Origin of the sequence: Enterobacter cloacae complex sp. P14RS (assembly GCF_014895895.1) — a bacterium.
GTDB lineage: Bacteria > Pseudomonadota > Gammaproteobacteria > Enterobacterales > Enterobacteriaceae > Enterobacter > Enterobacter bugandensis.
In genome coordinates this window covers 157,282-169,368 of sequence record NZ_JADBQM010000013.1, presented here as the reverse complement: position 1 = coordinate 169,368, position 12,087 = coordinate 157,282, and the positions used below count along the sequence as shown (strand labels likewise).

15 protein-coding genes are annotated in these 12,087 nt (G+C 54.0%); 2 read left to right on the top strand and 13 right to left on the bottom strand.

The features are described 5' to 3' along the window. The 9 genes from IM295_RS12560 to fkpA all read right to left on the bottom strand — a co-directional run. Positions 1–101, bottom strand: a 101-nt coding sequence (locus tag IM295_RS12560) for a GTP-binding protein (protein WP_029364778.1), incomplete at its 3' end; no start/stop codon positions are given. A 69-nt stretch (positions 102–170) separates the two neighbouring features. After that, a complete protein-coding gene (gene fusA / locus IM295_RS12555; protein ID WP_028014637.1) occupies positions 171–2,285 on the bottom strand; it encodes an elongation factor G in 2,115 nt (704 codons plus the stop codon). Positions 2,286–2,381: 96 nt separating this feature from the next. Next, positions 2,382–2,852 carry a 30S ribosomal protein S7 gene (gene rpsG / locus IM295_RS12550; RefSeq protein ID WP_003861706.1) on the bottom strand — a complete coding sequence of 157 codons (471 nt, stop codon included), beginning with the start codon at positions 2,850–2,852 and terminating at the stop codon, positions 2,382–2,384. A 96-nt stretch (positions 2,853–2,948) separates the two neighbouring features. Next, positions 2,949–3,323, bottom strand: a complete 375-nt coding sequence (gene rpsL / locus IM295_RS12545; RefSeq protein WP_000246815.1) for a 30S ribosomal protein S12 — start codon at positions 3,321–3,323, stop codon at positions 2,949–2,951. Positions 3,324–3,447: 124 nt separating this feature from the next. Continuing rightward, positions 3,448–3,735: a sulfurtransferase complex subunit TusB gene (gene tusB / locus IM295_RS12540; RefSeq protein WP_041911943.1), complete on the bottom strand. Its 288-nt coding sequence runs from the start codon at positions 3,733–3,735 to the stop codon at positions 3,448–3,450. A gap of 7 nt (positions 3,736–3,742) precedes the next feature. Further along, positions 3,743–4,102 carry a sulfurtransferase complex subunit TusC gene (tusC, locus tag IM295_RS12535; protein ID WP_028014639.1) on the bottom strand — a complete coding sequence of 120 codons (360 nt, stop codon included), beginning with the start codon at positions 4,100–4,102 and terminating at the stop codon, positions 3,743–3,745. After that, entirely contained in the window at positions 4,102–4,488 is a 387-nt protein-coding gene (gene tusD, locus IM295_RS12530; RefSeq protein WP_028014640.1) for a sulfurtransferase complex subunit TusD, read from the bottom strand. Before tusD ends, tusC begins: the two co-directional genes overlap by 1 nt. Beyond that, positions 4,488–5,210, bottom strand: a complete 723-nt coding sequence (locus tag IM295_RS12525) for a transcriptional regulator (protein WP_014885489.1) — start codon at positions 5,208–5,210, stop codon at positions 4,488–4,490. Before IM295_RS12525 ends, tusD begins: the two co-directional genes overlap by 1 nt. Before the next feature lie 165 nt (positions 5,211–5,375). Then, positions 5,376–6,197 carry an FKBP-type peptidyl-prolyl cis-trans isomerase gene (gene fkpA, locus IM295_RS12520; protein WP_023331457.1) on the bottom strand — a complete coding sequence of 274 codons (822 nt, stop codon included), beginning with the start codon at positions 6,195–6,197 and terminating at the stop codon, positions 5,376–5,378. 238 nt (positions 6,198–6,435) lie between these two features. On the opposite strand from fkpA, the gene IM295_RS12515 reads away from it, so the two are divergent. After that, complete coding sequence (locus IM295_RS12515) at positions 6,436–6,654, top strand: protein SlyX (RefSeq protein ID WP_028014642.1); 219 nt, start codon at positions 6,436–6,438, stop codon at positions 6,652–6,654. Between the two features lie 51 nt (positions 6,655–6,705). Here the strand turns inward: IM295_RS12515 and slyD are convergent, their stop codons facing one another. From slyD to kefG, 4 genes are all read right to left on the bottom strand, one after another. Then, the gene (gene slyD / locus IM295_RS12510) at positions 6,706–7,296 is read right to left on the bottom strand and encodes a peptidylprolyl isomerase (protein ID WP_003861691.1); all 591 of its coding nucleotides are present in this window, start codon (positions 7,294–7,296) and stop codon (positions 6,706–6,708) included. A 94-nt stretch (positions 7,297–7,390) separates the two neighbouring features. Then, positions 7,391–7,591, bottom strand: a complete 201-nt coding sequence (locus IM295_RS12505; RefSeq protein WP_003861689.1) for a YheV family putative zinc ribbon protein — start codon at positions 7,589–7,591, stop codon at positions 7,391–7,393. Positions 7,592–7,604: 13 nt separating this feature from the next. Then, on the bottom strand, positions 7,605–9,410 hold the full coding sequence (gene kefB, locus IM295_RS12500) for a glutathione-regulated potassium-efflux system protein KefB (RefSeq protein ID WP_028014643.1): 1,806 nt from the start codon (positions 9,408–9,410) through the stop codon (positions 7,605–7,607). Then, complete coding sequence (gene kefG, locus IM295_RS12495; RefSeq protein WP_006812200.1) at positions 9,410–9,961, bottom strand: glutathione-regulated potassium-efflux system ancillary protein KefG; 552 nt, start codon at positions 9,959–9,961, stop codon at positions 9,410–9,412. The genes kefB and kefG overlap by 1 nt, the downstream gene beginning before the upstream one ends. 132 nt (positions 9,962–10,093) lie before the next feature. Between kefG and IM295_RS12490 the strand changes: the two genes are divergently transcribed. Next, a complete protein-coding gene (locus tag IM295_RS12490; RefSeq protein WP_126300763.1) occupies positions 10,094–11,998 on the top strand; it encodes an ABC transporter ATP-binding protein in 1,905 nt (634 codons plus the stop codon). Positions 11,999–12,087: the final 89 nt, after the last annotated feature.

Below are 12,087 nucleotides of genomic sequence, written 5' to 3'. Positions count from 1 at the left end.
GTAGTGATTGCAGCGGTCAGGGTAGTTTTACCATGGTCAACGTGGCCGATAGTACCAACGTTGACGTGCGGTTTTGTACGTTCAAATTTTTCTTTAGACACGGCTATATTCCTTACTATAGTGCTCTCCCCTCTGGAGAGAGCACGGGACTTAGGTTTTAATCCTGTGGATTACTTACCACGGGCTTCAATAACGGCCTGAGCAACGTTGTTAGGCGCATCATCATACTTCAGGAATTCCATGGTGTATGATGCACGACCTTTGGTCAGAGAACGCAGCTGAGTTGCATATCCGAACATTTCAGACAGCGGAACTTCAGCGTGGATCTTAACGCCAGTTACTTCGGATTCCTGACCACGCAGCATACCGCGACGACGGCTCAAGTCACCGATAACGTCACCGGTGTTCTCTTCAGGAGTTTCTACTTCAACCTTCATGATTGGCTCAAGCAGAACTGGTTTTGCTTTCTTAAAGCCTTCTTTAAAGGCAATAGACGCAGCCAGTTTAAACGCCAGTTCAGAGGAGTCAACGTCGTGGTAAGAACCGAAGTGCAGACGGATACCCATGTCAACAACCGGATAGCCAGCCAGAGGGCCCGCTTTCAGCTGTTCCTGGATGCCTTTATCAACGGCTGGGATGTATTCGCCAGGAATTACACCACCTTTGATGTCGTTGATGAACTCGTAACCTTTCGGGTTAGAGCCCGGCTCCAGTGGGTACATGTCGATCACAACGTGACCGTACTGACCGCGACCACCAGACTGCTTAGCGTGTTTACCTTCAACATCGGTAACTTTCGCGCGAATCGCTTCGCGGTAAGCAACCTGAGGTTTACCCACGTTCGCTTCAACGTTGAATTCACGCTTCATACGGTCAACGATGATGTCCAGGTGCAGTTCACCCATACCAGCGATGATGGTCTGGTTAGATTCTTCATCAGTCCATACGCGGAATGATGGGTCTTCTTTCGCCAGACGGCCCAGAGCCAGACCCATTTTTTCCTGGTCAGCTTTGGTTTTTGGTTCAACCGCGATGGAGATTACCGGCTCAGGGAATTCCATACGCTCCAGAATGATCGGGTGATCCGGGTCACACAGGGTGTCACCAGTGGTCACGTCTTTCAGACCGATAGCTGCAGCGATGTCGCCCGCACGAACTTCTTTGATCTCTTCACGTTTGTTAGCGTGCATCTGTACGATACGGCCAAAACGTTCACGCGCCGCTTTCACGGAGTTCAGGATGGTGTCACCAGAGTTAACCACACCAGAGTAAACGCGGAAGAAGGTCAGGTTACCCACGAATGGGTCGGTAGCAATTTTGAACGCCAGTGCAGAGAACGGCTCGTCATCACTTGCGTGACGCTCAGCCGGAGTATCTTTACCGTCGTCCAGGATGCCGTTGATCGCAGGAACGTCAACCGGGGATGGCAGGTAGTCAACTACCGCATCCAGCATCGCCTGAACACCTTTGTTCTTGAACGCAGAACCACAGGTTACCAGGATGATTTCGTTGTTCAGAACGCGCTGACGCAGAGCTTTTTTGATCTCTTCTTCAGACAGTTCTTCACCACCCAGGTATTTCTCCATCAGCTCTTCAGAAGCTTCAGCAGCGGATTCGATCAGGTTCTGGTGCCATTCGTCAGCCAGGTCCTGCATCTCAGCCGGGATATCTTCGTATTCGAAGGTAACGCCCTGGTCTGCATCGTTCCAGTTGATGGCTTTCATTTTCACCAGGTCGATAACGCCGGTGAAGCCTTCTTCAGCACCAATTGCCAGCTGCAGCGGAACAGGGTTCGCGCCCAGACGGGTTTTGATCTGGCCAACAACTTTCAGGAAGTTAGCACCCATACGGTCCATTTTGTTAACGAACGCGATGCGTGGAACTTTATATTTGTTCGCCTGACGCCATACGGTTTCAGACTGTGGCTGAACACCACCAACTGCGCAATAAACCATTACCGCGCCGTCAAGAACACGCATGGAACGTTCTACTTCGATGGTGAAGTCAACGTGGCCCGGGGTGTCGATGATGTTTACGCGATGCGGTTCGTACTGCTTAGCCATACCTGACCAGAATGCAGTAGTCGCTGCGGAGGTGATGGTAATACCACGCTCCTGCTCCTGTTCCATCCAGTCCATGGTGGCTGCGCCGTCATGAACTTCACCGATTTTATGGTTTACACCGGTGTAGAACAGAATACGTTCGGTAGTAGTGGTCTTACCGGCGTCGATGTGCGCACTGATACCGATGTTACGGTAGCGTGCGATGGGTGTTGTACGAGCCATTTGATTCCTCGTTTGTTTCTTTAGGCGTTCAGTTAAGTTACCCAGAGCGGGCAGCTTCTCTGAAGCGCCCGCCTGGTGACTAATACTCCGAAGGGATTACCAACGGTAGTGTGCGAACGCCTTGTTGGCTTCTGCCATACGGTGAACGTCTTCACGTTTCTTAACTGCAGTACCTTTGTTTTCTGCAGCATCAGAAAGTTCGTTCGCCAGACGCAGAGCCATGGATTTATCACCGCGTTTACGAGCAGCTTCAACGATCCAACGCATTGCCAGGGCATTACGACGAACCGGACGAACTTCAACTGGAACCTGATAAGTAGAACCACCAACGCGGCGGGACTTAACTTCTACAGTTGGGCGAACGTTGTCGAGAGCGACTTCGAAAGCTTCCAGTTCATTTTTACCAGAACGCTGAGCCAGGGTCTCCAGCGCGCTGTATACGATTGCTTCTGCAGTAGATTTTTTACCATCTACCATCAGGATATTTACAAATTTTGCCAGCAGTTCTGATCCGAACTTCGGATCTGGAAGAATTTTACGCTGACCAATGACGCGACGACGTGGCATGGGAATACTCCGTTGTTAATTCAGGATTGTCCAAAACTCTACGAGTTTAGTTTGACATTAAGATAAATCAGTTTGGCCTTACTTAACGGAGAACCATTAAGCCTTAGGACGCTTCACGCCGTACTTGGAGCGAGCCTGCTTACGGTCTTTAACACCTGAGCAGTCCAGCGCACCACGAACGGTGTGGTAACGAACACCCGGAAGGTCTTTAACACGACCGCCACGGATCAGGATCACGGAGTGCTCCTGCAGGTTGTGACCTTCACCACCGATGTAGGAAGTCACTTCGAAACCGTTAGTCAAACGCACACGGCATACTTTACGCAGTGCGGAGTTTGGTTTTTTAGGAGTGGTGGTATATACACGAGTACATACGCCACGTTTCTGCGGGCAGGCTTCCAGCGCAGGCACGTTGCTTTTTGCAACTTTGCGTGCACGTGGTTTGCGTACCAGCTGGTTAACTGTTGCCATTAAATAGCTCCTGGTTTTAGCTTTTGCTTCGTAAACACGTAATAAAACGACCTCATACAATATGAGGACGCGAAATTTTAGGGCTACGTCGAAAAGGTGTCAAGAAATATACAGCGATCTCAAATCACCAGTTCATTTGACTGGCGTGCGTCACAGTAAGATTGACGAAATCAGTATAGCCAACCACGTCAATTTTGGCTGAAATTTGACCAGAAAGACCCCGCGCATCCAGATCGTCCTTCAGCGCAGAGACCGTTATGGGGGCATTCGTGAGAATTTCAACGAAACGTCCACCTTCAAGTGCAGCGAGTACGCCATCCTGAATCAGCAGCAGATCGTCACCTTCGCGCAGCATGCTCAACAGCGTGTCGATATCACATTGCCATGGTGAATGGCTGAGAATATGGAGCATGGAAGCCTCAGAAAGTCAGAATGGTGTCGTAGTGGGATAGTTGTTCACGCAGTGCTGCGGCAGGTAAGGTCGTCACATCCAGCACAAAAGGCGTCTTATCGCTTAAACCGCGCGCCGTTAAAGAGTCGGCACAGACATAGCAGGTTTCGATATCGTAAAGCGGCAGCACTTTGAAGGTGGCGATGTAGTCGCGCGCCAGAATGGCCTGCGGCTGTTGGCCGGCCAGAAGCTGAAGCACGCCGTCCCCCAGAAAGAAGACACCGATATCTTCTGTTAACGCCGATGTTGCAAGCAGCGCATCCAGGCCTTCGCGGCCAGAGGTGCTGCCGTGCGGCGCAGAAGTAAAAACAAATGCCACACGCTTCATCAGAATTGCACCACTCTGTCGCAGGTTAACGCCGCCTGAGCCAATGCGCCCAGACCACTCAACGAAAAACCAGGCTGCAGGTTAGCGCCTGATAATCCCAGGCGCTCGGCTTCGGCTGCATCCGTCACGCCGCGACGCAGCGCCGCCGCCACGCAGATATGCAGCTCAACGCCCTGCTTTTCATTTAACGCCTGCCAGGCGCGGACCAGATCAAACTCGTCGCTCGCCGGCGACGTAAACTGGTTCGCGTTATACACCCCTTCCCGATAGAAGAAGACGCTCGCCAGTTCGTGTCCGGCCGCCAGCAGCGCATGCGCAAACTGCAGCGCGCTGCTGGCCTGTTGAGTCCCATACGCCGGGCCCGTCACCATTAATGCAAAACGCATTACTTATCTTGCCCCACGAAATCGCCGCTTTTGAACTGACGGATGTAGAGGTAAACCGTATGCTTGGAGATGTTCAGACGATCGGCCACCTGGTTGATGGCATCTTTAATGTCGAAAATCCCTTTCTCGTAGAGATTGAGTACGATCTGGCGATTCTTGGCGTTGTTCGATACGTTGCGGTCAGCATTGACCTCTTCAATGGTGAACTCAAGCGTCTGCGTGACGAGATCTTCAACGGAGGAGGCAAAGTTAACAGAAGAGCCAACGTCTGGCGTTTCTGGCGGAATAAAGGTGCTCATGATCTGCGAGAATGGCACATCAAGGTTCATGTTGATGCACAGCAGCCCAATCACACGATGCTCGCGATTTCGAATCGCGATGGTTTCTGATTTCATCAGCACGCCGCTTTTGGCGCGGGTGAAATAACATTTTGAGACGCTGCTGTCCGCGCCGGTCATGTCATGCAACATACGCAATGCAAGGTCGGTAATTGGCGAACCAATTTTACGGCCGGTATGCTCACCATTAGCAATGCGGATGGCGGAACACTTCAGATCTTGCAGGGAGTGCAATACGATTTCGCAGTGGGAACCAATGAGCATCGCTAACCCGTCCACTACCGCTTCATAGGATTTCAGAATATCGAAGTCGGTCTGGTCAAAAGGACGTTGATCCAGCAAATCAAGTTCACTGGTTTCGTTGGTTAAAAGCGACCTGGACATGAAAAAAACACTCCTTTTCAGGAGCCTGTCGTTAGGTTTTCAGGGCAGGCTCATTATCTACACGGACAACTAAATTAATACAGCGTGCCTAACGCTTTCCAGTGTTAATTATATCTGCCCCACAATAAAAAACCGCCGCCTTAAAAGGCGGCGGTTTGCATCACATTACTTCTTAGCGTCTGTCGCAGCTTTCTGATCTGCCTGCGCTTCCGGTTTCGCATCCGCTTTCGGCGCTGGTTTGATGTCCAGCAGCTCTACGTCGAAGACCAGCGTGGAGTTAGCCGGGATACCCGGGACGCCAGTTTTGCCATAGGCCAGATCCGGTGGGATAACCAGCTTGATTTTGCCGCCTTTTTTGATGTTTTTCAGGCCTTCAGTCCAGCCTGGGATCACACCGTCAAGACGGAAGGAAAGAGGTTCACCACGGGTGTAAGAGTTATCGAACTCTTTACCGTCGATCAGCGTACCTTTGTAGTTCACCACAACGGTGTCGCTGTCTTTAGGCGCATCACCGGTACCTTCTTTCTCAACTTTGTACACCAGACCAGTAGAAGAGGTTTTCACACCCTTCTCTTTAGCAAAGGTGTCGCGGTAGGCTTTGCCTTTCGCTTCGTTGTCTTTAGCGTCCGCTTCCATCTTGGTCTGAGCGGCACCCTTCACGCGCGCTTCGAACGCCTGCAGAGTCTGTTCGATTTCCTGGTCAGACAGTTTGCTCTTATCAGCAAAAGCGTCCTGAACACCCGCGATCAGCTGGGCTTTGTCCAGTTTGATGCCCAGTTTCTCTTGTTCTTTCAGAGAGTTTTCCATGTAGCGGCCCAGAGATGCGCCCAGTGCGTAGGCGGATTTCTGGTCGTCATTTTTGAACGCCGCTTTGCTGTCTGCAGTGGCAGCAGGCTTCGCAGCAGTATCAGCAGCGAATGACAGCGGCGCGTTCAGTGCAACAGCCATCGTCGTCGCCAGCAGCGTTACTTTAAACAGTGATTTCATCCATATCTCCAGGGCCTGGGGACTCTCACCCCAGCGTTAAACGTAAATGAGTGACGTACTATAAAACGTTGCGGAAGAAATCTACAGACAGACACTTCCAATTCTCGCCACTTTTCAGACTATTTTTGTTTAAATAAGTTTCTTGCCAACGGGATAGAGACTGCACTTAAGGATAAACTCAGTTAAACTGCGCCGCCGCTGGGCCAATATGGCGTATCAGATATAAACGAGGTGAATGATGAAGGACACAATGATAGAAGCGAGAATGGCTGAGCTGGAAAGCCGCCTGGCTTTTCAGGACATCACCATCGAAGAGCTTAACCAGACCGTGACCGCGCACGAACTCGAAATGGCGAAACTACGGGATCATATGCGCCTGCTGACGGAAAAGCTGAAGGCGACGCAGCCGTCAAATATTGCCTCTCAGTCGGAAGAGACGCCACCACCTCATTATTGAGGCGTAAAAAAAGCGGGATTATCCCGCTTTTTTATTTTCCGCATGACGGAATTAGTGGCAACCGCAGCCGCCGTTGCCGCAACCACCTTTACCGTGGCCGTGGTCATGACCATGGTCGTGGCCGTGACCACCGCAGCAGCCGTCGTGGCCGTGATCGTGATCATGGTCGTGACCATGCGCACCGTGAACGTGGCCATGAGCCAGCTCTTCTTCGGTCGCTTCACGGATCGCAACAACTTCTACGTTGAACTTCAGGTTCTGGCCAGCCAGCATGTGGTTGCCGTCAACCACAACGTGGTCGTCTTCAACTTCAGTGATTTCAACAGGAACCGGACCCTGGTCAGTTTCAGCCAGGAAGCGCATGCCAACCTGCAGCTCGTCAACGCCCATGAACACGTCTTTAGGAACGCGCTGAACCAGGTTGTCGTCATACTGACCGTAAGCGTCGTTCGCGCCTACAGCAACGTCGAATTTATCGCCAACTTCATGACCTTCCAGCGCAGTTTCCAGGCCGGAAATCAGGGAACCGTGACCATGCAGGTAGTCCAGCGGCGCACTCACCGGAGACTCATCAACCAACACACCGTCTTCTGTACGTACCTGATAGGCCAGGCTGACCACCAGGTCTTTTGCTACTTTCATGATATCTCCTGAGCGTGGGAAAATTGCTGGCGCAGATTGTAGCGGAAATCTGCACCCGTGTACCCTTAAGCTTAAAAAAACTCAGAGCATATCGCTAGTCTGGATGAAAAATGCCGATCACTTGCTCTTCTTTGCGAACGTGATCGCGTGCTTCTTTGTCGGCCTCACGCATCTGGTGACCGCACTTAACGCACTCAACTATATCAATATTATTTTCGCGCCACATGGCCAGCGTATCTTGAGCCTGGCAAGACGGGCACTTTGCACCCGCGATAAAGCGTTTACGTACAGCCATCTTTCGTTACCTTTTATTCAAATTCATCCCAGCCGTCGAGCTGGCGTCGTTCCTGCTGCATCTCTCGCTGAAAGATCTCCTCCAGCTCGCGCCGCGCTTCCCGCACGCGGGAGATCTGCGCCGTATCGCTATGTACAGGCATTAATTCGCGCAGCATGCGCATATCCAGCCGGCGGAAGTGCATCTGGGCGCGCTGCGCCTGGTGAGGATGCATCCCCAGGGAGATTAACGCCTTGCGCCCCAGTTCCAGCGCACTGGAGAACGTCTCACGGGAGAAGTGTTTCACACCTGCCTGCAACAATTCGTGAGCTTCAACACGCCCCCGGGCACGCGCCAGAATATTCAGGTGCGGAAAGTGCTGCTGACATAGCTCCACCAGCTTCATCGTATCTTCCGGATCGTTGCAGGTGATGACGATAGACTCCGCGGCTTCCGCCCCGGCCGAGCGCAGAAGCTCAAGCTGAGTGGCATCGCCGTAATAGACCTTGTAGCCATATTTGCGCATCAGGTTGACCGCGCTGATATCGCGCTCCAGCACCGTAATGCGCATTTTGTTCGCCATCAACAGGCGTCCAATCACCTGCCCGAAGCGGCCGAAGCCCACGACGATCACCTGCGGCTTATCGTCTTCTACCCACGGCGCTTCATCTTCATCGTCTGCCGGATTCAGGCGGCGCGACAGGAGTTTATCCACCATCTTCATCAGCAGAGGCGTGGTCATCATCGACAGCGTTACCGTCACCAGCAGCAGCGCCATCTGGTCATCTTTAAACAGCTTCTGGGAGGAGGCGGTGGAGAACAGCACAAACGCAAACTCGCCCCCCTGGCTCAACACGCTGGCAAACTGCATGCGTTCCGAACTGCGCAACCCGTAGATACGCGCCATGACGTAAAGCACCAGCATTTTCACCGCCACCAGGATCGCAACACTCACCGCAACCCAGAGCAGATGGGTATAAAGCACCCCAAGATTGAGCGCCATTCCCACCGAAATAAAGAACAGGCCTAACAGCAGCCCTTTGAAGGGATCGATGGCAATTTCCAGTTCGTGCCGATATTCACTCTCCGCCAGCAGCACGCCGGCAATAAAGGTGCCCAGCGCCATCGACAGCCCCAGCGCGTCCATAAACAGCGCCGAGCCGAGCACCAGCAGCAGCGTCGCGGCGGTAAACACCTCGCGCACGCCCGAGGCGGCAATAAAGCGGAACACCGGACGTAACAGGAAACGTCCGCCAATCAGCATGCCCGCGAAGGCCAGCACCTTCATGGAAATTTTTGCCCAGTCGAAGTGATCGTCGCCCGAGCCCGCCAGCAGCGGCACCAGCGCCAGCGCCGGGATCACCGCTAAATCCTGGAACAACAGCACCGAAAAGCCCAGCTGTCCGGCCTCATTGCGGTTCATCCCCTTGTCGCGCATCAGCTGCAGCGCCATCGCCGTCGACGACATTGCGAGACCAATCCCGCCAATCACCGCCGCCTGCCAGGAAAAGTTGGTCAGCATTAACAGGCCAGCCAGAATCGCGGCGCTAAACAGCACCTGCGCGGCGCCCACGCCAAAGATAGAGCGTCGAAGCTGCCACAGCTTCGAGGGGTTCAGTTCGAGGCCGATGATGAACATCAGGAACACCACGCCGAGCTCCGAGAAGTGGAGAATTTCATCCACGTCGCTGATGAAACCCAGTCCCCATGGGCCAATGGCGATCCCCGCGAGCAAATACCCCAGCACCGCCCCGATGCCGATACGGGCGGCAAGCGGCACCGCGACGACGGCGGCAAATAAAAACAGCACCCCGGCGAGGAGTAAATTCGATCCTTCCATTAACGACCTCCTGCCGGAATCGGTGATGCCAGCCATTCACCGTAGGCTCTGGCGTGGCTTGCCAGCGCTTTCGGGTCCTGACGCCGTGCCCAGTAAACAATAATCGGGCTCATCCAGTGCATGCGGCACATGGCCGCCGTCAGCTCGAACGGCCTCAGGATGTCGCTCATGGGATAGCGGTTCAGCCCGTCGTGACGGTAAGCGCTTTCGGGTTCACCGGTGGTGATCACACTGCGCCAGTACTTTCCCGCCAGCTGGTTGCCCCCCACCCCGCTGGAAAAGCCCCGGCTCAGCACGCGGTCCAGCCACTCTTTCAGCAGCGCCGGACAGCTGTAGGTATAGAGCGGATGCTGAAATACAATCACGTCATGCTGACGCAGCAGTTCCTGCTCGTAAGGAATATCGATAAAGAAATCAGGATAGTGCGCGTAGAGATCGTGCACCGTGACGTTACTGAGCTGTGTGGCCGGCTTAAGCAGGACCCGGTTCGCCACCGAGTCCTGAGATTCCGGATGGGCATACAGCAGCAGCACTTTCGCTGTCTGAGACATCACTCCCCTCCCGGTTCTGTTTTTGTGTATTGTTGTCGTTTTGGGCTACCATGGCGGCCCGGTGGGGAAAATGGCCCACACCTTACATTATCATAATGACAAATTAACATAGTCGGAACATACGGCGCTTCTATGATTGTTTTCTCCTCGTTACAAATTCGTCGCGGCGTGCGCGTCCTGCTGGATAACGCCACAGCTACCATCAACCCGGGCCAGAAAGTGGGTCTGGTCGGCAAAAACGGCTGCGGTAAATCCACCCTGCTGGCGCTGCTGAAAAACGAGATTAGCGCGGATGGCGGTAACTTTACCTTCCCGGGGAACTGGCAGCTCGCGTGGGTAAACCAGGAGACGCCAGCCCTGAGCGAACCGGCGCTCGACTATGTTATCGACGGCGATCGCGAATACCGTAAGCTCGAAGCGGAACTCAACGCGGCCAACGAGCGCAACGACGGTCACGCCATCGCTACCGTTCACGGCAAGCTGGACGCCATCGACGCGTGGACCATTCGCTCCCGCGCCTCCAGCCTGCTGCACGGCCTGGGCTTCAGCAATGAACAGCTTGAACGCCCGGTAAGCGACTTCTCCGGCGGCTGGCGCATGCGCCTCAACCTGGCGCAGGCGCTGATCTGCCGCTCAGACCTGCTCCTGCTCGATGAACCGACCAACCACCTCGATCTCGATGCGGTTATTTGGCTCGAGAAGTGGCTCAAAAGCTATCAGGGCACTCTGATTCTCATCTCCCACGACCGCGACTTCCTCGACCCGGTGGTGGATAAAATCATTCATATCGAACAGCAAACCATGTTCGAGTACACCGGTAACTACAGCTCTTTCGAGCGCCAGCGCGCGACGCGCCTTGCCCAGCAGCAGTCGATGTATGAAAGCCAACAGCAGCGCGTGGCGCACCTGCAGAGCTTCGTGGATCGCTTCAAAGCTAAAGCGTCAAAAGCCAAGCAGGCCCAGAGCCGCATTAAAATGCTGGAACGCATGGAGATGATCGCCCCGGCACACGTGGATAACCCGTTCCACTTCAGCTTCCGCGCGCCGGAAAGCCTGCCGAACCCGCTTCTGAAGATGGAAAAGGTCAGCGCGGGTTATGGGGATCGCATCATCCTCGACTCTATCAAGCTTAACCTGGTGCCGGGTTCGCGCATTGGCCTGCTGGGGCGCAACGGCGCCGGTAAATCAACGTTAATTAAGCTGCTCGCGGGCGAGCTTAACCCAACCAGCGGTGAAATCGGCCTGGCGAAGGGCATTAAGCTTGGCTATTTCGCCCAGCATCAGCTGGAATTTTTACGCGCGGATGAATCCCCGATTCAGCATCTGGCGCGTCTTGCGCCGCAGGAAATGGAGCAGAAACTGCGCGACTACCTCGGCGGCTTCGGCTTCCAGGGCGATAAGGTGACCGAAAACACCGGGCGTTTCTCGGGCGGCGAAAAAGCCCGTCTGGTGCTGGCGCTGATTGTCTGGCAGAGACCCAACCTGCTGCTGCTCGATGAACCGACCAACCACCTGGATCTCGACATGCGTCAGGCGCTGACCGAAGCGCTGATTGAGTTCGAAGGCGCACTGGTTGTCGTGTCGCACGATCGCCACCTGATCCGCTCCACCACCGACGATCTCTACCTGGTACACGGCGGCAAAGTCGAACCGTTCGACGGCGATCTGGAAGACTACCAGCAGTGGCTGACGGACGTACAAAAGCAGGAAAACCAGCCGGAAGAGTCAGCGAAAGACAACGTCAACAGCGCACAGTCGCGTAAAGACCAGAAGCGCCGCGAAGCGGAACTGCGCACCCAGACCCAGCCGCTGCGTAAAGAGATTGCCCGTCTTGAAAAAGAGATGGAAAAGCTCAACGCCACGCTTGCCGCCGTCGAAGAGAAGCTGGGCGACAGCGACCTGTACGATCAGAGCCGTAAAGCGGAGCTAACGGATTGTCTGCAAACGCAGGCGAAAGCTAAATCCAGCCTCGAAGAGTGCGAAATGGCATGGCTGGATGCCCAGGAACAGCTGGAAGCGATGCTGCAGGCAGACTGAATTTTTACCCCGTTGTGCGAACGGAATCTATCTCTGGTTCGGAAATCCAGGCTAAACGGGGTACAATTCGGAAAGTATAGTGAATTTCT